Here is a 25,134-nt window from a genome sequence, read left to right as displayed (position 1 = left end):
CCCGTTTGATTATTATAAATCAACACTTACGGCTTGAAAACCTTAAGGTCATTTCGCAAGGAGTTTAGGTTTACAACCCGGTCTTCATCACCCAGAACCTGGGATGAAAGTCTGTCACCTTCCCGGCGAATCAGTGTGCGCAAGGCATTGCTGGTCACCAGGTAGTCGGTGATTTCACCATCGCTAAGACATAAAACAAGCAGTCCGTCTTTGGTGAGACCGTTAGCAAATTCATTCAATTTCATGGGCAATTCCCTAAAATGGATTTCCCCTTGCGGGGGCGGTCCTTTTCTCCCTGTGAACTGATTTCATTTAGGTTTCCGCTAACCAGATGTCTAATAGGTTAGAAAGATCAATTAACCATAATTGACCTGTCTAACCGATCTGCTTTCAAGACACAGGAATCAGATCCAGCCTTTTAAATCACAGGCCGATTGTCAGTATCTGTCACAGGATTTAGTAGGTGCGTTACCACGCCCATTACGGTCGCATCGTCCAGCGCATCGCCCTCGATAGCCTCTCCATCCTGAGTGATCAATACCTTCCCCTGGACTTTTGCGATGTCCAGACTGCCGCAGAACGAAATCAGGACGGTGTCACCCACTTCCGGCTCTCTGGCGACGTTTATGATCGCGTACCCGGCTGATGTTTCGATGGTGAGGCAGTTGCCGTCATAGCCGCAAAGGCTGGTGATAGTGAGCGCCTGTTCTGCGTAGTCTGCTGCTGGTGATGGAAAACCCATGATAACCACCCCTGATAATTACTGTATATTTATACAGTAACACCAAAAAAATGAGGGTCAAGATTTTGGGCGTAAAAAACCCGCCGGAGCGGGTAAATGCTTAATTAACAATCAATTCCTCTCATAGCCACGATCTCCAGTAGGTTTAAAACAACTAGCTATACTGCCCCTAATAACAGCTCCATCAGGTTTACGTTTTTACCTCATGCTTATCGCGCAACCGCTGGTACTTGCAATATTGGGGGGATAGTCGCATGGCAGCAGATGCTCATCGCCCAGGCCTCGACTTTGCACAGGAAGATGTAAATCTCGCCGGCTTCCAGCTCGGACGTATGGCGCAGGGTTTGCATAGCAGTTACCTAGCCGGACACGACGTCCCCCAGTCATTGTTTTCGTAGCCGAGATAGGTATGCTTCATCGCGTCCTTGCCACACCCGGCCTAGCGAAGGTCTTGCCTCGGGCAATAAAGTATTAGCTGACTTACGTTTACCACAAGTGGCTGAGCTCGTTCTGAGCCAAGCTGAGCTTCTCCCGCCACGACTTCACCTGCAGACGGAAGCATTGCCCGGAATCCAGTAGTGGCTGAATCTGCTTGCCGATAGCGGCGAAGTTACCGCGATGGAGTTTGAAGCCATCTACAGGCAGGCCCTTACGGCCTCCTGGACGGAAACCGTAGAATGCACAAAATCACAGATGCATTTCTGCATCTGTAACAAGGTGAGGAGTTCAGATTGTGGTCGCATTTAAGTCCCCTTAAATGCGCAGAAGTCACCGGAGTTGTTCTGGCTCCGATGACATGATTATGGCGGATTGATTATGTAAAAGAAAAGTTCTTAGTTGTGTTTGATTTGTTCAAGAGTGGCTTTCATGCCAACCAGGGAAATGTTTAATTCTTTAACTTTTTCTGGATTGTAAAAATTCGAGTTAAGCCAATACTCTGACTTGTCTAAACATCTTTTAGCCAGCTTCCGATCATAATCAATAACTTCAGAAGATGCTTCATACCAAAGCTTATAAAGTAGTGCTTCCTGTTCCGTGTCGTTTGGCTCACCGAGCTTCAGTTTCTCTGTGTATATAACTGTAGCAGAAATTGCAGTGGTTAATCCCTTGATAGCTTTCAGCCTGAGATCGGACTTATTTTTATTCCACCCATGCAGACGTTCTGCCATCCATACAAGTAAAGTATCCATGGAGTTGCCGTTTTAAGTAAATCGTTTTACGTGGGCGACTGGAGGGCCGAGTTTATGCTTTTTCGCATCGCTTTCGGTTGGCTGGCCGGAATATCTCCGGGCATGCTCCTCTGGCAAATTGGTTGTCTGACCTCTCGGGTTTTCATGGGTTAACCTTCAATCGCAACACTGAAGGCAAGAGCTGAACACCCCCAGGGTGAACTGGTAGACATCGGCACAGCCTCCGTCGCCACTCTTTGCCCACTATCCAATCTTGTTCTATCCCCTGGTCAGACACTCAGATGTTGCGCTCTGCAGCGGCATGCGGGGGAATACAAAAACTCGGACAAAATAAGGCCCTCCTTTCTGGATCTCTCGCGGGGACAAAACTATTAAACAAGTGTTCGCCTTAAGATTCAACTATACAACATATGGTTTTTTCAGACTTTAGGTGCTGCAGCAATCATCGCAGCCAGCTCTGCGATCCGCTTCTCTGCGGCTTCTAGCGCTGCTATCAACTCGTCGGTATAGCTTTCTATCTCTGATGCTAAAATTCGAAGCTCATCGGTATGCACTTCCATGGTCAGACGAGACAAGCGGTGCTGATTGGCGTGTTTCGGAACGCCTAATAAGTTGTGGTGCTTGTTGCTCATTAGGTGTCTCCTCAAACAAAACCTCACCATCAACGCCGCCAACCTGATAAAGCACTGAACCATCTTCACGGTATTCCATCGGTGCTGCGCTCCATCCCTCTCCGTCCAGTTCTTCATCGTCACCGACCAGAACGAAACCACCAGCAACTACACGGGCTGGGTAAGTTTCCCCTTCAGTCCACCAGCCTGCGGTATCTTTTGTGCATTTTAGAAGTAATAAATTTCTCACTTTGCCTCCACCAGCTTTTTCCATTTTTCGCACAGGGTTTTACGGGCTTGAGCCTCGTGATCTGGCGGAAACGCGAACCCGGCGCGGATGCCAGGACAACCGTTAGAACAGCGGACCTCTGCCGAACCCCAGTTCATTCCCCGGCTGCGAACCCTCAGTGCAGGAGGCATTCTGCAAACAGGGCATTTCGGTAAATCAGTCATTCCCCAGCCCCTCCAGCAGATGCTTATGGCGGCGCAGCTCCCGAACGGCCCCCTGCAGACGCTGCAGGTTAGCCAGCTTGGCTTTCGTGCGGCGGATTTCGGTCGAGATATAGCGCGATGACGGAATAATCAGGTCATCAGGGCGGCTGGCGAAGGCTGGGATATCCTGAATAATTTCGGAGGTGGATTTGCAGGCTGGCGCTGCTGCTTGCTCGCTAACCTCTGGTGCTGGCTCCTGCTGCTCTGGCTTTATTGCCGGTTCACCCGCCAGGCTCCAGGTGATGTTTTTACCGTCAACATGGCGCAGGACCAGACCGTCCTTGCACATTGCACCCAGCGAAGCATTCAGGGCTCGCGAACCTTTACCCAGTTTTTCTGCGACCTGATTGGCGGTCATGGCCCCCTGGCCCTGCATTGCTGACAGCACCCTCTCAACCAGCGGCGACTGCTGCTTGGGTCTGATACGCTTCGGCTTCTGCTCTGTCGCGGTACCGAGGAACCAGCCGCCGTCCGCAAAATCACACAGTCCCTGCTCTTTCTGCTCGCGCAGCATGTTCAGCGCTTCAACGGGCTCGATTTCCAGACGGGCAGCAACTTCGCGATATGTCGCTTTTTTCATGGCTTTCAGTGCATCAAGTACGGTTTCCATAAATATTCTCCTGATAAAATTCAGTTAGATCAGACCCTGAAGCCCGCTTTTGCCGCGGCCTCAATGTCATTTTTGTAATATTCATCGTCAAAAGAACTACGCATCACTCCGATATGAGCGACAGGTGCCAGTTTCAGTACCAGGTCATCCCATTTTTCACGCAACTTCGCGGGGCTTAGCACGTTTCGGCACCAGAACGGGTCGCTCTGGACTCGCTTGAACATGTCGCAAATCTGGCGGTGTGTGCGCCCGTCGATAGTGCGCATCAGCCGGATCTCGTTTGCCCATGCGTTCCAGTTTGGTTCTCTTGGGCGAGCAACTTCACCATCGGTTTCGGCTGCTTGTTCATACAGAGTTCGGATCCTGGAAAATATCCAGCTTGCGCATTGATGATCTTCTGGTGTGCCCCATTTTTTCATGGCCGGTATTTTTTTGGCTGAATCTTCGCCGTCTGGAGATTCGCCAGAATTTCCGGACGAAGAGATCTGTTTTAATGATGGATCTGTAGTTACTGACGGATCGTGTCCAGATTCTGAACCCTGAGAACCCTGTTTATTCGCGTTTTCTGAACGTTCGGGATTTGAACGTTCAGAACCTGAATGTCCAGAATTTGAATCATCAGGGTTGGCTAACCCCTTGTTTAATGGGTGTCCAGATTTTGAACGTTCAGAATCTGAACTCTGAAAATATGCTGCCGCCGTGCGTAATTTTTCAGCATTCAGCGTGTATAAATTAGTGCCGCTGCGCTGGCCGTTTCGACGTTCGGTACGGGTTAACCATCCGTCTGCCTCAAGCTGGGTTATCGCAGTTATCACAGTGCTGCGCCCGGCCCCAAGCTGGCGGGCAATGGTGGCAACAGACGGCCAGCACACCCCCTCATCCGAGCTAAAATCGGCCAGGCGAGCCATAACCAGCAGTTTTATGCCCTTGACACCCTGTGCGGCACAACCGTCCCACACCCAGGAAGATAATTTCACGCTCACGACTTCACCTCAGTGAACTTAATTTCAAACTCTCGGCGCCCTGTTTCACTGACGCCGGTGTGCCCCTCCCGGCGATATGACACGCGGAGCTGGGATGCACGTAAAACAGTCACCATGCGCCCGCGTTCGTCGCGGTACCGCTTCCCAGGAACAATTTCACTGCGGCGATCCACTGGCTCCTGAGCGGGTCGGTTATTCATCGCGTTTTTCATGCGCTCTGCCAGTGCGCTCGCTAATTCCTGAGAAGTACGCATAGTTGCCTCCAGAACGTTATGCAGCCCGATGGCTGTTCATGATTTGAACCTTTACGCCCACCAGCTGCGCCAGCGCGTCTATCGCTTCCAGAGTTTCTCGCCTGATTACCGGTTGCGGTTTCCCGGTGAATACAGCGTTGGTAGCTTCGATACACTCTTTGTTCACTCTGGCGGCCCGGTAGAGCATGCAGTCCTTCTGCTCCAGCTCGTTATCTATGGCGGTACGGATGGCATAGCTCAGCGCCTCTGCCTGCTTGAGATAATTCGGCGTATCGTTTCTGAAGGCGCGCTGAATAACCTGCTTGTTGTTGTGCAGTCGGCGCGCATACTCGACAGGGTCCGTCACGTTATCCAGTGGCTGAAGCAGATCACCGAAGTGATGCGGGGTTATCAGTTGCGTGACCGTCTTCCAGCCCTTTTCCTGCGCCCAGGACTCCAGCTCGCATGCCAGCTTTTTGATTTCCATCAGTCAGACTCCTTTGAATCTTTCGGGTTATCTTTGTGCTCATACAAAACTGAGTCGTACTTCAATGCGCCACCCGTTATTTTTTCCAGTCGCGCGGCTCGTCGTTCGGGGACCAACTCCCCCCATTCACTGACAGAGGATCGAGCGATGTTGAGAGCTCTCGCCACATTGGCTTTTTTCCCAAAGTGTCTTATTACATCTTCGGTTTTCATTGGGTTCTCCTTGGTAAGTTTTCCTAACTTTATATGTTAAGGAAACAAGAGTCAATGCGCGTTAGGATTTCCGAACTATGAAAACGATCGGTCAGCGTATAAAAGAACGGCGCTCTGCCTTGAAATATACCCAGCGCAGCCTAGGTAAACAGGCTGGGGTTGCCCATGTCACAATCTCTCAATGGGAACGTGATGAAACCTCACCGAGAGGCGATAACCTTTTCAAACTAGCTGCAGCACTGAACGTAGAGCCTGGCTGGATTATTAAGGGGGATGAGGGGTATGAACCACCACCAGCCGAATCTTACAGATTGTTATCCCCACAGCAGCATCAGCTTCTAGAGCTCTTCGATAAGCTTCCTAATGCAGAGAAAGAGCAACACATCATCAATTTGCGGGATAAGGTCAAGGACTATGATGAAACGTTCAATGACCTCATAAAAACCAAAAGCAAAGAAGAAATCCTGCAGATCCTCAAAAACCTCGACATCAAATAATTTTCACCCCTATAGGCCGCTCCCGCAGCGGCCTTTTTGCGTTTTCCGCACCCCTTCCGTTAGGTTTTGCGAAATTTAAACTTGACGATTTGTTAGGTTTAAATAACAATCAGCGTTATCAAAACTTAACAGCAGTAATCAGTAAACGTTCCGCCTACCCGGCGATAAGGGTGAAAAAAGCGAACAGGCAGGATGCCCATGAAGTAGCCGCCGGTGGCGTATGAATGACCGGATGATTCGCATAGATAGGCTCAGCAGTATGTGTGAGAGGAAAACATGTCCAAAAAACATTTAGATTTAGCAGTTCGGTATGTGAATGCTGGCGTTGTAACGGAGTTAGCAATTAAAGCGCAAGAAATGGCTAGTTCACTGCGTGGAGATATCGATCATCTTAAAGATACAATGCTGGCCGCTGATGCCGGAATTGGTATTTATTTTGATGAATTGACCGCGTTATACAACCACCTTTCTGACGCTGAAGAATTGCTTGTTCGTTGCGAAAGGGCTGGCAGAAACATTAGCCAGGAGATGCGTAAGACACTGACTGAACTTGCTTAAACCTCGCAGAAAACTTGTCTGCAACATGGAAGCGCATTCCACCCTTTCACTAATGGGGATTGGTTTGTTAGCTGGCGGAGTGTGCTTCCAGTTGTGGGCAATCGAAAATTGTAGATGGCTGTTAATAACCTTCATAGGGGATTCATTATGACAGACTTTAATCGTCAACCTTCACGGCAACAGGCAGTCCGCCTTAACTGGTTTGAAATAAAACTGCGACAACTTTGTTATTTACTGGCTCAAAAAGGCAACCCTGAACTCTGAAGGTTGATAGCGTCGATATAAACGCAACAACCTGACTGTCATTTAATTATATACGATAAAAAATCGTGCCTTAAACGGCAGGGATTTTCACACATTAAATTAAGGATCATACAATGAAAGCAACTATTACTACCGTAGAATTGAGCCTGGCAATCGTGAATAAAGACCTTGCAACCTTTAATGTAAACGGTGCTATTTCAGGCGTGGTTCATTTGTCATCCTTTGGCCCTGTTACCGTTGTGATTGATGGTGGCTACGTACTCGGGGAGTTCGATTGCCCAGCCTGCGCTGTTAAACATATTAGTTTGCTGTCTGTGAACTTCGCAGAAGCGCAGGACGCTTGTGGCATGTCTTATTACGATCACAAACGCCAACAACTTAACTGATATGGATGTCATCATTTGTCATTGCGCTGTTTGCTGCCACGAATATAAAAAATCGGAAATGCATGAAAGGAAAACAGATATATATCCCTTTAAGCGCACGATTTATTTATGTGAGCAATGCAATGAAAAAAGAGAAAAGCGTGACGATTTAAGAAAGGTAAAACGCGGCAGCCGCAAGCCATTTCATTCAACATCATTTTTCAAATATTAAACGAGGTTGTTATGTCTGTTGAGTTAAAAGTATTTGGTGGTGCTTATTTCCCAAAAGATAAAGCATTAAAAAAACATCCAGATTTAAAACCACTTGCAACCGCAGTTAATGCGGCCACAAAAGCCATCGCTGAAGCCGTTATTTTCGGCAGGCTGGCGGCTGAGCATCCTGAACATATTGATGATTATTTTAAGGTTAAAATCTGGGAGCACCATGAAGATCTCCCTTGCCCTGAGCTTGATGTGTTTTGCCCTGATTTCTTTGGTGAGCACGTTGTTTGGAATACCAACCGCGGTGAACCAGCTGCGGCACCACAGCCAGAATCTGAAGAAAAGACGGAATGGGACGACAACAAGGCAGTGGAAGAAATTAAAACTGTCGCGCAGCTCGACGTGGCATCCCGTGCAGCTTGCCTGGCACTGTTCGGCCCGGTCCCTGGAATCACTACAGCGCAGTACGGCCAGATCGTCGATCTGAAGAATGATGATGAACCCAGCTTTGCCCGCGAGCTTGCAGAAGCACTGGCGAAAGAGACCCGCGCGCTGGCGCTGGCTCCGGAACGGCAGGAGCAGCTGCTCGCATGGATACGTGAAAATACAAAAGACTCTGCACAGTGGCCGGACATCAAAAAGCAGATCGCTAAATGGATCGATACCCCGGTTGATAAGCGACCTCTGGCTGACAGCACTAACTCAGAAGAAAACCGTACAGACACCGGCTCCACACTGGGCGGTGGTAACAAGACAGACCGCAGCCCGGATCTGGTTCATAACCTCTCTACGCTGCGTATCGAAGTGGCTGTTGCCATTCTGAGCATGTACGACGAGATCGACATTTACTGGATCCCGAATAAATACATGATTCCAGCGAAAGCCATGGCCGAAGCAGAACAGGACACCCGTTTTACAGCGTGGTGGAAAAAACTGCGCAGCACCCCAGGCATTCTGGATTATTCCCGTGCGGCCATTATCGCCCTGATTAAATCCGCCCCGGAGGACATTTGGATGGATCCTGTTGCCTTGCGTGAATACATCAATCGCGAGCTGGTTGAACGTGACCATGCGAACCCTGACCAGAAAACGGTTGATATAGCCTGCCGCCCTAAACCTCGCACTAATGTTGAGAAAAAAGAAAATGATGAAACCGAATCGACTGTACCGGGCGAAGCTCTGCCACCAGCAGTTTGCCCAGGCAAAGCTGCGCAACTCAACAAAGAACTCAACGAGGCATTCGCTCAGAGCCCGGCACCAGAAGAGCAAGCGATTGACCAACCACGGGTGGAGAACCTGGGCGGCGGAGTCTTCTCTGTTGATGCACTGATTAATAATTCCCCCTCAAATGAGGTTGAAAAACAGGAATTACCACCTGCACCAAATGATCGCGACTTTGCGATTTTGCATGCGCTTAATGATCTTATTTCTGGACGCACCAACATCATGGGGAAAGAAGAAGCAGAAGGTGTGGTGGCATGCACCGGCCAACTCGTTTCTGATGTTATTCCGCTGCTAATGGCCGATATCAACACCACAGAATTTTGCCTGTCTCCTGAGTTCTCCGACGAGGAGATCCACGACGTGGCAACCACCATGCTGGATAGCTGGTCTGACGATATCAGCGTGCGTCAGAAAATCGCCCTTGATGCGATCGTTGAATACCGCCGCCCGGCACCACCAAAATCTGTAGTGCTCGATCCACCGGCCGTTAATGCAAAGCCGAAAGCACGGCCCGAACCAGCACCTGAAACAAACGCTCCGCTTTCGTCTTTTACCTACCTGCAGCAGCTGACCATTGCAGCACTGCAGGGCTTATGTTCCAACCCGGCATATTGCAATCAGTATGAGGAATTACCGGCTATGGCCGCCGGGCTTGCCCGCGGCGTGATCAACCATCAGGAAGGCTCCTGTGCGTCTGATTAACCGAAGCAAGGGAGACAGCATCGGCGGGCCTGCATGTGCCGCCGCCCTAAAATGCCATCTCGACAAATACGGCGAGCATGGCCGCAGCGACAAACAGACGTTTTACACCGTCAAGATCCAAGGGAGAAAAATTACGGTCGAGGTTGTTAACCGCCCCCGTAGTTATGTGGCAACGGCAATGACCGGTGCCAGGCACCTCCAGTGCCTCCCCGGACTTGGCAGGTGATTTTTGACAATCAATATACTATCTGCCGCTGCGGTATCGTGGCGGCGTCATGGAGTTAAGCATGGCGCAAATCATTTTCGATGAAGAGTGGATGGTGGCGGGAAAGCTAACTGAGAAAACGGGGCTGGATGACAGGCAAATAAAAGCTTATCGCCTCGGATGCTGGATTGAAGGGGTTCATTTTAAGCGAGTACCCGCGGTACCCGGTGGGGAAAGCAAACGCGCTTTGGTCTGGTACAACTTTCCGCTGATTAATAGATTTATTCAGGAAGCATGATGAACTTTCCAACCGGCGTTGAACTTCATAACGGAAAAATCAGGATCACGTTTACCTATCGCGGCATTCGCTGCCGCGAAGTTCTCCGTGGCTGGGTGGTTAACAGCAGCAACATCAAGAAGGCGGGAAACCTTCGCGCCGTCATCGTAAGTGAGATCCAGTTCGGCCAGTTCGACTATGCGGCGCGATTCCCTGAGTCAAAGGCTCTTAAAAAATTCTCATCAACAAAGCGGATCGCGACGTTCAGTGAACTGAGCGATTTTTTCATCGAGACAAAAGCACTGGAGGTGTCAGGAGCTACTCTGCATTCACTCACATCTGCAGTTAACACCCTGAAGCGTGTAGTGGGAGAAAATACCCCCCTGGCTGATATTCAACACGCCGACATACTGCATTATCGCAAAGAGCTGCTGACGGGCTGCGTGTTAAACCCTTCTATGCCTAATCTGGTTAAAAAGGGGCGCGCGCCCTCAACAGTCAATAAACAGATGGCTGTTTTATCAGAAATGCTGAAGCTTGCTAATCGAAGTCAGTTTATATTACACGCTCCTTATGAGGGCGTGTCCAGGCTCAAGCTATCTAAGGCAGACCCCGATCCGCTTCTACTTCATGAGTACCAGGCGCTAATTGCAGCCCTTCCCCGCAAACTGGCTTTGATCATCATCGTTGCCGTGCATACGGGAATGAGGCCCGGCGAAATTTGCGCCCTGGCGTGGGATGACATTGATTTGAAAAAAGGTGAGATTCACGTGTCCAGGAGTCTGACAAACAAACGGGTATTTGTGCCGCCGAAAACAGATGCGGGAATCAGAACGATCACGTTGCTCAAGCCCGCGCATGATGCGCTGCTGGAGCAGTACGACATCACCGGCAACAACCCGCGCCAGCAAATTATTTTTCATCATCGCGAAATAGGTAAAACCGAACAACAAAATCTGCGTTTCGTTTTTTCGCCGGAAAAGAAATCTTCAGTAAATGAGAGCTATTTTTCTAAAAATTCGATTTCGTATGGCTGGCGACAGGGAACTAAACTTTCAGGTATTCGTGAGAGAAACCCTTATCAGTCCCGGCACACTTACGCCTGCTGGACGCTTATGGCCGGCGCGAACCCGTCTTTTATCGCCAGCCAGATGGGCCATGAGGATGCGCGTATGGTGTATGAGGTTTATTCGAAGTGGATTGGCGATATGAACCAGGATCAGGTCAACATGCTGAACAATCAGATGCCGACAGCTTTGCCCCCAGGACGCCCCCAGGGCATAGGGAGCATGAAAAAAGTCATTTAATTTCATAGCGCTGGTTCCAAACTCCATAATCAGCGTTAAACTATTCATACTATTTATTCCCGGAGAAAAGATGATGCGCGTACTGGTTGTTGAGGATAACGCATTGCTACGCCACCACCTGAAGGTTCAGCTTCAGGAGATGGGACATCAGGTGGATGATGCTGAAGATGCAAAAGAAGCCGATTATTATCTCAATGAACACCTGCCGGACATCGCCATTGTCGATTTAGGCCTGCCTGATGAAGACGGCCTGTCGTTAATTCGTCGCTGGCGCAGCCATGACGTTTCCCTGCCGGTTCTGGTTCTCACCGCCCGCGAAGGCTGGCAGGACAAAGTTGAAGTGCTCAGCGCCGGTGCGGATGATTACGTCACCAAACCGTTTCACATTGAAGAAGTGGCGGCGCGCATGCAGGCGCTGTTACGCCGCAACAGCGGGCTGGCTTCACAGGTTATCTCCATTCCGCCTTTCCAGGTGGATCTCTCCCGTCGCGAGCTGTCGATTAACGATGAAGTGATCAAGCTCACCGCGTTCGAATACACCATTATGGAAACGCTGATCCGTAACAGCGGAAAAGTAGTGAGCAAAGACTCCTTAATGCTCCAGCTCTACCCTGACGCTGAGCTGCGCGAGAGTCACACCATAGACGTGCTGATGGGCCGTTTGCGTAAGAAAATTCAGGCGCAGTATCCGCAGGACGTGATTACGACCGTTCGCGGCCAGGGCTACCTGTTCGAATTACGCTAAATGAGACGGATTTTGCGCCACATTCTGCCCCTCTCGCTGCGGGTTCGTTTTTTACTGGCAACGGCCGCGGTGGTGCTGGTGCTGTCGCTCTCCTACGGTCTGGTCGCCCTGGTGGGCTACAGCGTCAGCTTCGATAAAACGACCTTTCGACTGTTACGCGGCGAAAGTAATCTGTTTTATACCCTGGCCACATGGGAAGACAACCACATCACCGTTGAAATGCCAGAGAACCTGGATCAACAGAGTCCTACTTTAGCCCTGATTTACAATGAAAAGGGAAAGTTGCTTTGGGCGCAACGCGATATTCCGTGGCTGGCGAAAAGCATTCGTCCGGAGTGGCTCAAAACCAACGGGTTTCATGAGATAGAAGCCGATCTCAATACCACCAGCACGCTGATTCGCGAAGATCGCTCGATGCAACAAAAGCTCAATGAAATCCGGGCTGACGATGCCGAGACGGGAATGACGCACTCGGTGGCGATCAATATCTACCCGGCGACCATGAACATGCCGCAGTTAACCATTGTGGTGATCGACACCATTCCGGTTGAGCTAAAACGTTCCTATAAGGTCTGGGGCTGGTTCGTTTATGTTCTGGCCGCAAACCTGCTGCTGGTGATCCCGCTGCTTTGGGTGGCGGCGTGGTGGAGCTTGCGCCCTATTGAGTCCCTCGCGCGAGAGGTGCGCGAGCTTGAGGAACATCATCGTGAAAAGCTCAATCCGGAAACCACCCGTGAGCTGACCAGCCTGGTGCGTAACCTCAATCGCCTGCTGAAAAGCGAGCGTGAACGCTATGATAAGTACCGTACGACCCTGACCGACCTCACCCACAGCCTGAAAACGCCGCTGGCCGTAATGCAAAGCACCCTGCGTTCCATGCGCAGCTCAAGGCTGAGCGTCGACGATGCCGAGCCGGTGATGCTGGAACAAATCAGCCGAATCTCGCAGCAAATTGGCTACTATCTGCATCGCGCCAGCATGCGTTCCGGCAGCGCGCTCCTGAGCCGCGAGCTGCACCCGGTGGCCCCGCTGCTGGATAATCTCACGTCCGCACTTAACAAGGTGTATCAGCGTAAAGGGGTGAACATCAGCCTCGATATTTCGCCTGAAATTAGCTTTGTAGGCGAAAAAAATGACTTTATGGAAGTGATGGGCAACCTGCTGGATAACGCCTGTAAATACTGCCTGGAGTTTGTTGAAGTATCAGCGCGCCAGACGGATAACGAGTTACACATTATCGTTGAGGATGATGGCCCTGGGATCCCGCTTAATAAACGTGATGTGGTGTTCGATCGCGGTCAGCGAGCGGATACGCTGCGCCCCGGTCAGGGCGTGGGTTTAGCCGTCGCCCGTGAGATTGTCGACCAGTATGACGGAAAAATCGAAACCAGCGAAAGCTTGCTCGGCGGGGCCAGAATGGAAGTGATTTTTGGTCGTCAGCAGCCCACATCGGATGATAGTTAACCCGTTATGTGAAAAATGCGAGGATCTCGCAGCCGGGGGGCTGAGCTTCCGTTATAATCCGAGTCAGTAAGAGCCTGCGGATAAAAAAATATGGATTATCATTTAACACTTAACTGGCCCGAGTTTATTGAACGTTACTGGCAAAAGCGCCCGGTGGTTCTGAAACGCGGGTTCAGCAACTTTGTCGACCCTATCTCACCTGACGAGCTGGCCGGTCTGGCCATGGAAAACGAAGTCGACAGCCGTCTGGTCAGCCACCAGGACGGGAAATGGCAGGTCAGCCACGGTCCTTTCGAAAGCTACGATCATCTCGGCGAAAGCAACTGGTCGCTGCTGGTGCAGGCGGTTAACCACTGGCACGAGCCGACTGCCGCGCTAATGCGCCCGTTCCGCGCCCTGCCAGACTGGCGAATGGACGATCTGATGATCTCCTTCTCCGTACCTGGCGGCGGCGTGGGTCCGCATCTGGACCAGTACGACGTGTTTATCATTCAGGGCACGGGCCGCCGCCGCTGGCGCGTGGGCGAAAAAGTGCCGATGAAGCAGCACTGCCCGCACCCGGATCTGCTTCAGGTGGATCCGTTCGAAGGCATTATCGACGAAGAGCTGGAGCCAGGCGATATTCTCTACATTCCGCCAGGATTCCCTCACGAAGGTTACTCCCTGGAGAACTCGCTGAACTACTCTGTCGGGTTCCGCGCGCCGAGCGGCCGCGAGATGATCAGCGGCTTTGCCGACTATGTCCTGCAGCGCGAGCTGGGAAGCTATCGCTACAGCGATCCGGATGTGCCTGCGCGCGAGCATCCGGCAGACATCGTGCCAGAAGAGCTGGATAAGCTGCGCGGCATGATGCTGGATCTGATCAACGAGCCGGAACATTTCAGGCAGTGGTTTGGCGAATTTATCAGCCAGTCACGTCACGAGCTGGACGTTGCACCGCCGGAGCCGCCGTATCAGGCAGATGAGATCTATGATGCGCTGCTGCAGGGTGACAAGCTGGTTCGTCTGGGCGGATTACGCGTGCTGCGCATTGGTGAAGAGGTCTTCGTCAACGGTGAGAAGCTCGACTCCCCGCACCGCCCGGCACTGGAAGCCATTGCCAGCCATATGATACTGACTGCAGAAACCTTTGGCGACGCGCTGGAAGACCCATCCTTCCTCGCGATGCTGGCCGCGCTGGTCAACAGCGGGTACTGGTTCTTTGAGGACTGAGTTGTGATAATGCCCGGTGGCGCTGCGCCACCGGGCTTTTTCTTACCGCTTCGCGGTTAACTCGGCTATGCGCACAATCACCTTCACCGCCTTTTCCATCCCTTCCAGCGTCACAAACTCATGCTTGCCGTGGTAGTTATAGCCCCCGGTAAACAGGTTTGGGCACGGTAGCCCCATAAACGACAGCTGCGAGCCGTCAGTACCGCCGCGAATCGGTTTTAAGACCGGTTCAATATCGCAGTCTCGCATCGCCTGCTGGGCGATATCCAGAATGTGCGGATGGGCCATCACCTTGTCGCGCATATTGTAATAGCTGTCTTCAATGATCAGCTCAATATAGCAGTCAGGATGCAATCCCTTCCCAACCTTCTTGGCGATCTCCATCATTTTGCGCTTGCGCGACTCAAAAGCTTTACGGTCAAAATCGCGGATGATGTAGTGCATCTGCGCGCTGTCCACGGTGCCTTTGATGCTGGTGAGGTGATAAAAGCCCTCGTACCCCTCTGTCTGTTCAGGGCTCTCTTCCGCCGGGACTTCCGCATGAATACGCGACGCCAGCGACAGCGCGTTCACCATCACCCCTTTGGCAGACCCTGGGTGAACGTTGTTTCCGACAATTTTTATGGTCACCGACGCCGCGTTGAAGTTTTCGTACTCCAGCTCGCCCACGCCACCGCCGTCGACAGTATACGCCCACTGCGCGTTAAAAGCGTCCACGTCGAAGTGCTTCGCGCCCTTACCCACCTCTTCATCTGGGGTAAAAGCAACGCGGATGTCCCCGTGCGGGATGTTTTTACCTTTCAGCACCGCCAGCGCCGTCATGATTTCCGCGATGCCCGCCTTGTCATCCGCCCCCAGCAGCGTTTTGCCGTCGGTGGTGATCAGCGTCTGGCCGAGCAGCTGGTGCAGCACCGGGAACATCACCGGAGAGAGCACTTCGTCGCCAATCCCCAGCGCGATATCACCGCCGCGGTAGTTTTCCACGATCTGCGGGTTCACGTGTTTGCCGCTAAAATCAGGTGAGGTATCGACATGAGAAATAAAGCCAATCGCCGGAATATCACCCGGCACATTCGCCGGCAGCGTTCCCATCACAGTGCCTTTTTCGCTTAACGTGACGTTGACCAGCCCCATGGCCTCAAGCTGCTCTTTGAGCAGGTTTAACAACTTCCACTGGCCTTCGGTGCTTGGCACCTGGCGGACACCCGGCTTAGATTGGGTATCCAGCGAAACATACTGTAAAAAACGCTCAAGTAATTTATCCATGCAGTCACCCTCACTTTTTGTGACAACATTATCAGTAAGCATCAAAACGCAAATATTGCGTCAGGTCACTTTTATCCCGCAAACGAGAACTTTTTACGTTTATATCTTTATGCGTTAATAAATGTAGCTTATGAATCAGTGACAAGGATTGGCGATTACGGGGGATTGCCGTAGAATGTCCGCCCTCATTACGAGTCACCAAGGTGGTTACACACAAACCCCGCTTCAGTCTGCTGCCTGAGGCGTCTATATGGGACAGCGCAAAAATTGAATACACAATCCCGTTCTCGTTCACCGCTGGTGCAACTGGAACGAATTCGTAAAAGCTTTGATGGCAAAGACGTCATTTCCGACCTCAACCTGACCATCAATGATGGTGAGTTTCTTACGCTGCTTGGCCCTTCCGGCTGCGGCAAAACCACCGTACTGCGCCTTATCGCCGGGCTGGAAAGCGTTGATAATGGCCGCATCCATCTTGAGAACCAGGACATAACCCAGGTTCCTGCCGAAGATCGCCACGTCAATACCGTTTTTCAGAGCTACGCCCTGTTCCCGCACATGACCGTGTTTGAGAACGTGGCGTTTGGCCTGCGGATGCAAAAAACCCCGGCTAATGAGATCGAACCGCGCGTCACCGAATCCCTGCGCATGGTTCAGCTGGAGACGTTTGCCCAGCGAAAGCCCCACCAGCTCTCCGGCGGTCAGCAGCAGCGCGTGGCCATTGCCCGCGCGGTCGTCAATAAACCGCGCCTGCTTCTGCTGGATGAATCCCTCTCCGCGCTGGATTACAAGCTGCGCAAGCAGATGCAGAACGAGTTGAAAGCGCTACAGCGCAAGCTCGGTATCACCTTTGTCTTCGTCACCCACGATCAGGAAGAGGCGCTGACCATGTCAGACCGTATCGTGGTAATGCGTGACGGTAAGATTGAACAGGACGGTACGCCGCGTGAAATATACGAAGAGCCGAAAAACCTGTTTGTCGCCAGCTTTATTGGCGAGATCAATATCTTCAACGCCACCGTACTTGAGCGTCTGGATGCACAGCGCGTTCGCGCGAACGTCGAGGGACGCGACTGCATTATCACCGTGAACTTTGCCGTCGAGAAAGGACAAAAACTCAACGTCCTGCTGCGCCCGGAAGATCTCCGCGTTGATGAGATCCACGACACGGCCGACGTCGAAGGTCTGATCGGTTACGTTCGCGAACGTAACTATAAAGGGATGACCCTCGAGTCCGTTGTGGAACTGGAGAACGGCAAAATGGTGATGGTCAGCGAATTCTTTAACGAGGACGATCCTGACTTTGACCACTCTCTTGACCAGAAAATGGTTATCAACTGGGTAGAAAGCTGGGAGGTTGTGCTGGCTGATGAAGAACACAAGTAAGTTCCAGAAGGTGGTCATTGCCACTATCGTCGGTTGGCTTGTGTTATTTGTCTTTTTACCCAACCTGATGATCATCGCCACCAGCTTCCTGACCCGCGACGATGCAAACTTCGTTTCGCTGGTCTTTACGCTGGACAACTACGCGCGCCTGCTCGATCCGCTCTATTTCGACGTGCTGTTGCACTCGCTCAATATGGCGCTGATTGCCACCGTGGCCTGCCTGCTGCTGGGGTACCCTTTCGCATGGTTCCTGGCGGGACTGCCGCAAAAGGTGCGCCCGCTGCTGCTGTTTCTGCTGATTGTGCCGTTCTGGACCAACTCGCTGATTCGCATCTACGGGCTGAAAATCTTCCTCAGCACCAAAGGCTACCTCAACGCGTTTCTGCTGTGGCTGGGCGTGATTGATACGCCAGTGCGCATCATGTTTACCCCAGGTGCGGTAATCATTGGCCTGGTCTATATCCTGCTGCCGTTTATGGTGATGCCGCTCTACTCCAGCATTGAGAAGCTCGATAAACCGCTGCTGGAAGCGGCAAAAGATCTGGGGGCCAGCAAGCTGCAGACCTTTATCCGCATTATCATTCCGCTGACCATGCCCGGCATTATTGCGGGCTGTCTGCTGGTGATGCTCCCGGCGATGGGCCTGTTCTACGTGTCTGACCTGATGGGCGGGGCGAAAAACCTGCTGATTGGGAACGTGATCAAGAGTCAGTTCCTGAACATCCGCGACTGGCCGTTCGGCTCCGCGACCAGCATTACGCTCACGGTGGTGATGGGGCTGATGCTGCTCGTCTACTGGCGCGCTTCTCGCCTGCTCAACAAGAAGGTGGAACTCGAATGATCGGTCGACTGCTTCGCGGCGGTTTTATGACCGCCATTTACGCTTACCTTTATATCCCGATTATCATTTTGATCGTGAACTCGTTTAACAGCTCGCGGTTCGGGATCAACTGGCAGGGGTTTACCACCAACTGGTACAGCCTGCTGATGAACAATGACAGCCTGCTGCAGGCCGCACAGCACTCGCTGACGATGGCGATCGTCTCCGCCACCTTCGCCACGCTGATTGGCTCGCTGACCGCCGTGGCGCTGTATCGCTACCGTTTTCGCGGCAAGCCGTTCGTCAGCGGCATGCTGTTTGTAGTGATGATGTCGCCGGACATCGTGATGGCGATTTCGCTGCTGGTGCTGTTTATGCTGCTGGGCGTACAGCTTGGCTTCTGGTCGCTGCTGTTTTCCCATATCACCTTCTGCCTGCCGTTTGTGGTGGTCACCGTCTACGCGCGTCTGAAAGGGTTCGACGTGCGCATGCTGGAGGCGGCGAAAGATCTGGGTGCCAGCGAGATGATCATCCTGCGCAAAATCATCCTGCCGCTGGCGATGCCTGCCGTCGCCGCCGGATGGCTGCTCAGCTTTACCCTGTCGATGGATGACGTCGTGGTTTCCTCCTTCGTGACCGGGCCGAGCTACGAAATTCTGCCGTTGAAGATCTATTCGATGGTAAAAGTTGGCGTCTCACCGGAGGTGAACGCGCTGGCGACCATTCTGCTGCTGTTTTCGCTGGTTCTGGTGATCGCCAGCCAGGTTATTGCTCGTGATAAAACAAAATCTCAGGGGACAATGAAATGAAAAAAATGCTCGCCGCTGCGGCGCTGGTGCTCGGCATGGGTGCCGCGCACGCTGATGACAGCAAAACGCTCTACTTCTACAACTGGACCGAGTACGTACCGCCGGGCCTGCTGGAACAGTTCACAAAGGAGACGGGCATCAAGGTGATCTACTCGACCTACGAGTCGAATGAAACCATGTACGCCAAGCTCAAAACCTACAAGGACGGCGCCTACGATCTGGTGGTTCCTTCCACCTACTTTGTCGATAAAATGCGCAAAGAGGGCATGATCCAGAAGATCGACAAAACGAAGCTAACTAATTTTTCAAACCTCGATCCTGAGATGCTCAACAAGCCGTTCGACCCGAATAACGACTACTCCATTCCGTATATCTGGGGGGCGACGGCGATTGGCGTGAACAGCGAGGCCATCGATCCTAAAACGGTCACCGGCTGGGCGGATCTATGGAAACCGGAATACAAAGGCAGCCTGCTGTTAACCGATGACGCGCGTGAAGTGTTCCAGATCGCGCTGCGTAAGCTTGGCTATTCCGGTAACACCACCGATCCGAAAGAGATCGACGCGGCTTACAACGAGCTGAAAAAGCTGATGCCTAACGTGGCGGCATTCAACTCTGATAACCCGGCAAACCCGTATATGGAAGGCGAAGTAAACCTGGGGATGGTGTGGAACGGCTCTGCGTATGTTGCCCGTCAGGCCGGGACGCCGCTGGAGGTGGTCTGGCCGAAGGAAGGCGGGATCTTCTGGATGGATAGCCTCGCGATCCCAGCCAACGCGAAGAACGTGGACGGTGCGCTGAAGCTGATTAATTTCCTGCTGCGTCCGGACGTGGCGAAACAGGTTGCTGAGACGATTGGCTACCCGACGCCAAACCTGGCCGCCCGCAAGCTGCTGAAGCCTGACGTGGCTAACGATAAGTCACTCTATCCGGATGCCGAAACCATCAGCAAAGGAGAATGGCAGAACGATGTAGGCGACGCGAGCCGCCTTTACGAAGAGTATTATCAGAAGTTAAAAGCAGGTCGTTAATGCAATACATAACGGGCGACGCAACGTCGCCCGTTACTCTTACAGCCCCTTCAGAAGCTTATCTACAAACGCTGGCACCACCTCGCTCGCCAGACCATATTGCTTCTCTTCAAACTCGCTGCCCACCTGGCTCGGCTCCAGATTGAGCTCCACCGTATGCGCCCCGTGCAGTCGCGCTTCGTGAACAAACCCCGCCGCCGGGTAAACGTGCCCTGATGTGCCAATAGCGATAAACACGTCCGCCATCGCCAGCGCGCTGTAGATCTCATCCATCCCCAGCGGCATTTCGCCAAACCAGACCACGTGCGGACGCAGGCGCGACGGGAACTGGCAACAGTGGCACTTGTCCTCTGGCAGCACGTCCTCTTTCCAGTCCAGCACCTGGCCGCTCCAGGCGCAGCGAACCTTGAGCAGCTCACCGTGCATGTGGATGATGTTCTTGTTACCGGCCCGCTCGTGCAGGTTGTCGATATTCTGCGTCACCAGCAGAAAACGGTCCCCGAGCGCCTCTTCCAGCTTTGCCAGCGCCAGATGCGCCGCGTTCGGGGCAATCTCAGGCTGCTGAAGCTGCCGACGGCGAGCGTTGTAAAACGCCTGCACGAGATCCGGATCGCGGGCAAAGCCTTCCGGCGTCGCCACGTCCTCGACGCGGTGCTCTTCCCACAGCCCGTCTGCCGCACGGAAGGTTTGAATTCCTGACTCGGCGGAGATCCCCGCCCCGGTCAGTACCACCACTCTGGGTTTATCCATCGCTTCTGGCATGATTCTGTCTCTGAAAAAGATCCGCTGGCGCAAGCGCTCTCGTAAGCGGCGTTTGTTTTTGCGAAAACGGCTGAGTCGACCCTGGCGACGCGACAGCATAAAGACCTCGTAAACTAATCGGTGAGATGAAGGAATGCGGCTCCGCGCATACCTCCCGCGTCCCCGTGTCGCGCGCGTTCAATGCGCGGCACGCGGGCGACCGGCAATAAATGTCGGGGCAGACGCCCGGACAACCGTTCCGTAATCGCAGTAAAGTTTGACAGCCCTCCCCCGATCACCAGCAGATCCGGGTCGACGATGGTGAGAATATTTCCCAGACACACCGCCAGCAGATCCAGATAGCGCTCGACGTGCTCACGCGCCTGCGCATCCCCCTGCTCCCACAGGGTAATGATTTGAGGGGCCTCAAGTTTCTGATGATAGAAGTGTTCGTAAAGCCATGCAAACCCGCGTCCTGAGAGATAATTCTCGATACAGCCGTGCTGGCCGCAGCCGCAGCGGGTCAGCGGGAAATCACGCCCCACCACCTCCAGCGCATCCACCGGGAGACGGATATGACCAAACTCCCCGGTGATGTAGCTGCGCCCGGTAATCGGCTTGCCGTTGATGACAATCCCCCCGCCTACGCCGGTACCGAGGATCAGCCCCATCACCAGCGGATAGCGGCGGAATTCATCGTCCCAGGCTTCAGAGAGGGCAAAGCAGTTGGCATCGTTATCTAAACGCACGTCGCGTTTAAGGAGGGCCGAGAGGTCGGCGCGGAGCGGTTTACCGCTGGCGGCAGGCACGTTGGCGGCATACAGCGTACCGTCGTCGGTTTCGGGCATGCCCGGAATACCAATGCCGACGCTGCCTTTTACGCCAAAGCGTTCATCCGCCTGCGCCACCAGCGCAGTAATAGCGGTTAAAAATTCATCGTAGCTTTCACGCGGCGTGGGAACGCGGGTTTCCCACTGCAGTTTGAGGTCTTTATCAAACACGCCGAGCGCAATCTTGGTGCCGCCAATATCAAATCCATAATACATAACGCATTCCTCTTTCTGACATAGCGGCCTCAGGACCGCTACACCATGACGTAATTACTGGCCACTTAATACCCTCGCCGGATCAATTCGGCTTGCGCGACGCGCCGGATACCAGCTTGCCAGCAGACTCAGTAAAAGTGCTGTAACCAGCACATAAAAAACGTCCAGCCAGTGCAGTTCAGACGGCAGGAAGTCAATAAAATAGATGTCACCGGACAGGAACTGGTGACCAATAAGCTTTTCAATCCCGTTGATAATCGGCGTCAGCTGCAGAGAAACCACCACGCCAATCACCACGCCGCAAAGGCTGCCGAACAGCCCTGCCAGCAAACCGTACCAGACGAAGATGGCGCGAATAAGACCGTCTTTTGCCCCGAGGGTACGCAACACGGCGATGTCGCCGCTTTTGTCCTTAACCGCCATGACCAGCGTCGAGACGATATTAAAGCACGCCACGCCAATCACCAGCACCATCGCCAGATACATGATCGCACGGATCATCTGGATATCACGGTACATATAGCCGTAAGTGCCGATCCAGCTTTTGATGTAGACATAGTTATTGGTGACGCTGCCGGCATCACGCACCAGTTTGTTAGCGTTAAAGACGTCGTTCACCTTAATGGCAATGCCCGTCACGCTGTCGCCCATGTCGAGATACTGGCGCGCATCTTCCAGCGGAACCATCGCAAAGCTATGGTCAAGCTGGCCGCTCAGCTGGAGAATACCGGTGACGTGCAGGCGCACGCGTTTTGGCTGCTGCAGTTTGTGATCGGCGCTGGCGTTCGGGATCATGATTGACACCCAGTCGCCCTGCTTCACCTTCAGGGCATCGGCAACGCCTTTACCCATAATGATCTGCTGCTCGCCGGCCTTAAAGTTCACCCACGCGCCGTTCTGAACATATTTCGGCAGCGCGCTGAGCCGCTCCTCCTGGGCCGGGTTGACCCCTTTAACCTGGATGGCGCGCAGGTTAACCCCGCTCTCCACCAGCCCGGTAAAGTTAATGTATGGCGCGGCCGCGGCAATGCCCGGCACTTTTTCCACTTTGGTGAGTGCATCGCTCCAGTTGGCCCACGGCTGGTTAACCGGCTCGATCTCCCCGTGCGGCACCACCGCAAGAATGCGGTTATTCAGCTCGCGCTCGAAGCCGTTCATGGCGCTTAAGCCGACAATCAGGACCGCCACGCCCAGCGCAATACCGATGGTGGAGATAACGGAGATCAGCGACACCATACCGCCGCGACGGCGGCCGCGGCTAAAGCGTAACCCGATGAGTAACGATAACGGTGAAGCCATTACTCTGCCCCCATCAGGGTCAGTTCCGCATTCAGATGGCCGTCGCGCATCTCAAGCTGGCGACCCATGCGTTTTGCCAGCTGCAGGTCGTGGGTCACCACCAGAAACGCGGTTCCCTGCGAGGCGTTCAGCTCGCCGAGAAGCTGGAAGATACTGTCCGCATTGCGCGCGTCCAGGTTACCGGTCGGTTCATCCGCCAGCACCAGGCGCGGGTTGTTGACCAGCGCACGGGCAATCGCCACGCGCTGGCGCTCGCCACCGGACAGCTCCGACGGGCGGTGATTTCCCCGGTGGCCCAGCCCTACCGCTTTCAGCATATCGCTGGCGCGGGCGTTAATTTCTGCCGGTTTCTTTTTGCCAATCAGCAGCGGCATCGCCACGTTTTCCAGCGCCGTAAAGTCCGGCAGCAGGTGGTGGAACTGGTAGATAAAGCCCAGCTCGCGGTTACGCAGCTCGGCCTTCGCCGCAGAGGACATTTTGCTCATCGGCTGACCGGAGAAGATCACGTCGCCGTTGGTTGGCGTGTCCAGCCCGCCCAGCAGGTGCAGGAGCGTACTTTTGCCCGAGCCGGAGCTGCCGACAATCGCCATCATCTCGCCCTCGCCCACGCTGAAGCTCACATTGTGCAGCACGTCAGTCTGCACAGTGCCTTCCTGATAGCGTTTGGACAGGTTGTCGCATTGCAACAGGATCTTATTCATAACGTAAAGCCTCAGCGGGTTGAGTGGCGGCAGCGCGCCAGGAAGGATAAAGCGTAGAAAGCAGCGCAATGGCCATCGCGGCCAGCGCAATTCCGACCACCTGCAGCGGCTCGATAGCCACTGGCAGCGCCGCGCCGTCAAGGAGCGCGCCGATGATCGGCATTAAATTATTAAGCTGGCTGGCAAGCAGTGCGCCGAACACGGCGCCCAACAGCGCGCCGATAATGCCTGCACTGGCCCCCTGCACCATAAAGACCGCCATGATCTGGCGCGGCGTCAAACCCTGGGTTTGCAGGATGGCGACTTCGCCCTGCTTCTCCATCACCATCAGGCCCAGCGAGGTGATGATGTTAAATGCAGCCACGGCGACGATCAGGCTCAGCAGCAGCCCCATCATGTTTTTTTCCATGCGCACGGCCTGGAACAGCTCGCCTTTACGCTCGCGCCAGTCCTGCCATTTGGTGCCGTCCGGCAGTTTTTGCTGGCTGAGGGTATCGACCTTCAGCGGCTGATCGAGCCACAGGCGCCAGCCGGTGATATTTCCCGCCGGGTAACGCATCAGGCGTGACGCATCCTGAATGTTCACCAGCATCTGATAGCCGTCAACTTCGCTGTTGGCGGCAAAAGTACCAATCACGTTAAACAGGCGCTGGCTCGGCAGGCGACCCATTGGCGTAAACTGGCTGGCGGACGGCACCATCACGCGCAGCTGATCGCCGCGGTTGACGCCAAGCTGCCCGGCAAGCTGCTCCCCCAGAATCACGTTGTATTTTCCGGCTTCCAGATCGGTTTGCTTCACGTTAACCAGGAACGGCGTCAGCGGGTCTTTTTGCGCCGGGTCAATCCCCAGCATCACGCCGACCGCCACGCTGCGGGCGCTTTGCAGCACCACATCGCCAGTGGTTAAGGGCGCAACGCGCGTGACGCCCTGTAACTTCGCCGCGCTTTCCGGCAGCTGTTGCGGGTTAACGGAACCGTTATTCGATGAGAGAACGGCCTGCGGCATCAGCCCCAGGATGTTGTTTTGCAGCTCGCGCTCGAAGCCATTCATGACGGAAAGCACCGTCACCAGTGCCATCACGCCGAGCGTAATGCCAATAGTCGAAAGCCAGGAGACAAAGCGACCGAAGCGGTCCGCGGCGCGCCCACGCATGTAGCGTAAGCCTATGAAGAGTGCGACAGGTTGATACATGAAGTCCGTCTGTTTGCTGATAGCAGACCCACGAGTATATAAGCGAATCCGTTAAGGGTAAATGACTGAAACCGTAAGCTTTGGTAATCATTTTTCCGAAAAACTCAGATAAATCAGGGTGGTACTTTCCATTTCCCCTCTGGATAGTCTCCACCTTTTCCGAAAAACGTCCCGATACAGACAGTTACCCGTTACATCTCTCTGTCGTTTTAGAACAATTGCCCCTACGTTTATGGCAAAA

Annotated in this window: 29 protein-coding genes and 2 pseudogenes; 14 read left to right on the top strand and 17 right to left on the bottom strand. The window is 53.4% G+C overall.

Annotation, left to right across the window (positions count from 1 at the left end; genetic code table 11):
- Positions 1 to 26 precede the first annotated feature (26 nt).
- The 11 genes and pseudogenes from AC2FAJ_RS00585 to AC2FAJ_RS00535 all read right to left on the bottom strand — a co-directional run bounded on the left by AC2FAJ_RS00585 (position 27) and on the right by AC2FAJ_RS00535 (position 5,560).
- Positions 27 to 245 (bottom strand): hypothetical protein, encoded by a 219-nt coding sequence (locus AC2FAJ_RS00585; RefSeq protein WP_234106010.1) that lies wholly within the window; start codon positions 243 to 245, stop codon positions 27 to 29.
- 173 nt (positions 246 to 418) lie between these two features.
- Positions 419 to 742 carry a LexA family transcriptional regulator gene (locus AC2FAJ_RS00580; protein WP_234106009.1) on the bottom strand — a complete coding sequence of 108 codons (324 nt, stop codon included), beginning with the start codon at positions 740 to 742 and terminating at the stop codon, positions 419 to 421.
- A 190-nt stretch (positions 743 to 932) separates the two neighbouring features.
- A pseudogene (locus tag AC2FAJ_RS00575) lies at positions 933 to 1,387 on the bottom strand (NinB/YbcN family protein).
- Between the two features lie 188 nt (positions 1,388 to 1,575).
- A complete protein-coding gene (locus tag AC2FAJ_RS00570; protein ID WP_234106008.1) occupies positions 1,576 to 1,932 on the bottom strand; it encodes a hypothetical protein in 357 nt (118 codons plus the stop codon).
- 419 nt (positions 1,933 to 2,351) lie between these two features.
- Positions 2,352 to 2,564, bottom strand: coding sequence for a hypothetical protein (locus AC2FAJ_RS00565; RefSeq protein WP_234106061.1), 213 nt, complete (start codon positions 2,562 to 2,564; stop codon positions 2,352 to 2,354).
- A pseudogene (locus AC2FAJ_RS00560) lies at positions 2,560 to 2,817 on the bottom strand (hypothetical protein); the annotation flags it as partial. The gene AC2FAJ_RS00565 and the pseudogene AC2FAJ_RS00560, both read right to left, overlap by 5 nt.
- 171 nt (positions 2,818 to 2,988) lie before the next feature.
- Positions 2,989 to 3,645 carry a DUF1627 domain-containing protein gene (locus AC2FAJ_RS00555; protein WP_234106006.1) on the bottom strand — a complete coding sequence of 219 codons (657 nt, stop codon included), beginning with the start codon at positions 3,643 to 3,645 and terminating at the stop codon, positions 2,989 to 2,991.
- 29 nt (positions 3,646 to 3,674) lie between these two features.
- Positions 3,675 to 4,628 (bottom strand): helix-turn-helix domain-containing protein, encoded by a 954-nt coding sequence (locus tag AC2FAJ_RS00550; RefSeq protein WP_234106005.1) that lies wholly within the window; start codon positions 4,626 to 4,628, stop codon positions 3,675 to 3,677.
- The gene (locus tag AC2FAJ_RS00545) at positions 4,625 to 4,882 is read right to left on the bottom strand and encodes a DUF4222 domain-containing protein (RefSeq protein ID WP_234106004.1); all 258 of its coding nucleotides are present in this window, start codon (positions 4,880 to 4,882) and stop codon (positions 4,625 to 4,627) included. Before AC2FAJ_RS00545 ends, AC2FAJ_RS00550 begins: the two co-directional genes overlap by 4 nt.
- Before the next feature lie 16 nt (positions 4,883 to 4,898).
- On the bottom strand, positions 4,899 to 5,348 hold the full coding sequence (locus AC2FAJ_RS00540; RefSeq protein ID WP_234106003.1) for a toxin YdaT family protein: 450 nt from the start codon (positions 5,346 to 5,348) through the stop codon (positions 4,899 to 4,901).
- Complete coding sequence (locus AC2FAJ_RS00535; protein ID WP_234106002.1) at positions 5,348 to 5,560, bottom strand: Cro/CI family transcriptional regulator; 213 nt, start codon at positions 5,558 to 5,560, stop codon at positions 5,348 to 5,350. Before AC2FAJ_RS00535 ends, AC2FAJ_RS00540 begins: the two co-directional genes overlap by 1 nt.
- 77 nt (positions 5,561 to 5,637) lie before the next feature.
- Here AC2FAJ_RS00535 and AC2FAJ_RS00530 point away from each other — a divergent pair, with 77 nt between their 5' ends.
- The 10 genes from AC2FAJ_RS00530 to AC2FAJ_RS00485 all read left to right on the top strand — a co-directional run bounded on the left by AC2FAJ_RS00530 (position 5,638) and on the right by AC2FAJ_RS00485 (position 14,602).
- Positions 5,638 to 6,057: a helix-turn-helix domain-containing protein gene (locus AC2FAJ_RS00530; RefSeq protein WP_047749229.1), complete on the top strand. Its 420-nt coding sequence runs from the start codon at positions 5,638 to 5,640 to the stop codon at positions 6,055 to 6,057.
- A 276-nt stretch (positions 6,058 to 6,333) separates the two neighbouring features.
- The gene (locus tag AC2FAJ_RS00525; RefSeq protein WP_234106001.1) at positions 6,334 to 6,615 is read left to right on the top strand and encodes a hypothetical protein; all 282 of its coding nucleotides are present in this window, start codon (positions 6,334 to 6,336) and stop codon (positions 6,613 to 6,615) included.
- Positions 6,616 to 6,992: 377 nt separating this feature from the next.
- Positions 6,993 to 7,265, top strand: coding sequence for a hypothetical protein (locus tag AC2FAJ_RS00520; RefSeq protein ID WP_234106000.1), 273 nt, complete (start codon positions 6,993 to 6,995; stop codon positions 7,263 to 7,265).
- Positions 7,266 to 7,487: 222 nt separating this feature from the next.
- Positions 7,488 to 9,392 carry an exodeoxyribonuclease VIII gene (locus AC2FAJ_RS00515; RefSeq protein ID WP_234105999.1) on the top strand — a complete coding sequence of 635 codons (1,905 nt, stop codon included), beginning with the start codon at positions 7,488 to 7,490 and terminating at the stop codon, positions 9,390 to 9,392.
- Complete coding sequence (locus AC2FAJ_RS00510) at positions 9,379 to 9,618, top strand: DUF4060 family protein (RefSeq protein WP_062936208.1); 240 nt, start codon at positions 9,379 to 9,381, stop codon at positions 9,616 to 9,618. Before AC2FAJ_RS00515 ends, AC2FAJ_RS00510 begins: the two co-directional genes overlap by 14 nt.
- A gap of 61 nt (positions 9,619 to 9,679) precedes the next feature.
- The gene (xisR, locus tag AC2FAJ_RS00505) at positions 9,680 to 9,895 is read left to right on the top strand and encodes an excisionase family protein (protein WP_010429804.1); all 216 of its coding nucleotides are present in this window, start codon (positions 9,680 to 9,682) and stop codon (positions 9,893 to 9,895) included.
- Complete coding sequence (locus AC2FAJ_RS00500; RefSeq protein ID WP_248199315.1) at positions 9,895 to 11,181, top strand: site-specific integrase; 1,287 nt, start codon at positions 9,895 to 9,897, stop codon at positions 11,179 to 11,181. Before xisR ends, AC2FAJ_RS00500 begins: the two co-directional genes overlap by 1 nt.
- A 73-nt stretch (positions 11,182 to 11,254) precedes the next feature.
- Positions 11,255 to 11,926 (top strand): two-component system response regulator PhoP, encoded by a 672-nt coding sequence (gene phoP / locus AC2FAJ_RS00495; RefSeq protein WP_025911763.1) that lies wholly within the window; start codon positions 11,255 to 11,257, stop codon positions 11,924 to 11,926.
- Positions 11,927 to 13,390, top strand: coding sequence for a two-component system sensor histidine kinase PhoQ (gene phoQ / locus AC2FAJ_RS00490; RefSeq protein ID WP_485453701.1), 1,464 nt, complete (start codon positions 11,927 to 11,929; stop codon positions 13,388 to 13,390).
- A 90-nt stretch (positions 13,391 to 13,480) separates the two neighbouring features.
- On the top strand, positions 13,481 to 14,602 hold the full coding sequence (locus AC2FAJ_RS00485) for a ribosomal protein uL16 3-hydroxylase (RefSeq protein ID WP_485453700.1): 1,122 nt from the start codon (positions 13,481 to 13,483) through the stop codon (positions 14,600 to 14,602).
- A gap of 42 nt (positions 14,603 to 14,644) precedes the next feature.
- Here the strand turns inward: AC2FAJ_RS00485 and pepT are convergent, their stop codons facing one another.
- A complete protein-coding gene (pepT, locus tag AC2FAJ_RS00480) occupies positions 14,645 to 15,868 on the bottom strand; it encodes a peptidase T (protein ID WP_485453699.1) in 1,224 nt (407 codons plus the stop codon).
- A gap of 237 nt (positions 15,869 to 16,105) precedes the next feature.
- On the opposite strand from pepT, the gene potA reads away from it, so the two are divergent.
- The 4 genes from potA to potD are packed head-to-tail and all read left to right on the top strand — an operon-like array spanning position 16,106 to position 19,914.
- Positions 16,106 to 17,254, top strand: coding sequence for a spermidine/putrescine ABC transporter ATP-binding protein PotA (gene potA, locus AC2FAJ_RS00475; RefSeq protein ID WP_485453982.1), 1,149 nt, complete (start codon positions 16,106 to 16,108; stop codon positions 17,252 to 17,254).
- Positions 17,238 to 18,095, top strand: coding sequence for a spermidine/putrescine ABC transporter permease PotB (potB, locus tag AC2FAJ_RS00470; protein WP_041910497.1), 858 nt, complete (start codon positions 17,238 to 17,240; stop codon positions 18,093 to 18,095). Before potA ends, potB begins: the two co-directional genes overlap by 17 nt.
- On the top strand, positions 18,092 to 18,883 hold the full coding sequence (gene potC, locus AC2FAJ_RS00465) for a spermidine/putrescine ABC transporter permease PotC (protein WP_048956794.1): 792 nt from the start codon (positions 18,092 to 18,094) through the stop codon (positions 18,881 to 18,883). Before potB ends, potC begins: the two co-directional genes overlap by 4 nt.
- The gene (gene potD / locus AC2FAJ_RS00460) at positions 18,880 to 19,914 is read left to right on the top strand and encodes a spermidine/putrescine ABC transporter substrate-binding protein PotD (protein WP_028012743.1); all 1,035 of its coding nucleotides are present in this window, start codon (positions 18,880 to 18,882) and stop codon (positions 19,912 to 19,914) included. Before potC ends, potD begins: the two co-directional genes overlap by 4 nt.
- Before the next feature lie 39 nt (positions 19,915 to 19,953).
- Here the strand turns inward: potD and cobB are convergent, their stop codons facing one another.
- The 5 genes from cobB to lolC are packed head-to-tail and all read right to left on the bottom strand — an operon-like array spanning position 19,954 to position 24,893.
- Positions 19,954 to 20,775 (bottom strand): Sir2 family NAD+-dependent deacetylase, encoded by an 822-nt coding sequence (gene cobB / locus AC2FAJ_RS00455; protein WP_041910499.1) that lies wholly within the window; start codon positions 20,773 to 20,775, stop codon positions 19,954 to 19,956.
- A 14-nt stretch (positions 20,776 to 20,789) separates the two neighbouring features.
- The gene (gene nagK, locus AC2FAJ_RS00450) at positions 20,790 to 21,701 is read right to left on the bottom strand and encodes an N-acetylglucosamine kinase (RefSeq protein WP_193357901.1); all 912 of its coding nucleotides are present in this window, start codon (positions 21,699 to 21,701) and stop codon (positions 20,790 to 20,792) included.
- Between the two features lie 54 nt (positions 21,702 to 21,755).
- Positions 21,756 to 23,000 (bottom strand): lipoprotein-releasing ABC transporter permease subunit LolE, encoded by a 1,245-nt coding sequence (lolE, locus tag AC2FAJ_RS00445; RefSeq protein WP_485453698.1) that lies wholly within the window; start codon positions 22,998 to 23,000, stop codon positions 21,756 to 21,758.
- Entirely contained in the window at positions 23,000 to 23,701 is a 702-nt protein-coding gene (gene lolD / locus AC2FAJ_RS00440; protein ID WP_008500772.1) for a lipoprotein-releasing ABC transporter ATP-binding protein LolD, read from the bottom strand. The genes lolE and lolD overlap by 1 nt, the downstream gene beginning before the upstream one ends.
- Entirely contained in the window at positions 23,694 to 24,893 is a 1,200-nt protein-coding gene (gene lolC / locus AC2FAJ_RS00435) for a lipoprotein-releasing ABC transporter permease subunit LolC (RefSeq protein WP_485453697.1), read from the bottom strand. The genes lolD and lolC overlap by 8 nt, the downstream gene beginning before the upstream one ends.
- Positions 24,894 to 25,134: the final 241 nt, after the last annotated feature.

This window comes from Enterobacter cloacae complex sp. 385G4, from assembly GCF_057320665.1.
Note: the sequence above shows the minus strand (reverse complement) of the source record. Positions and strands in the feature narration are given on the sequence as shown.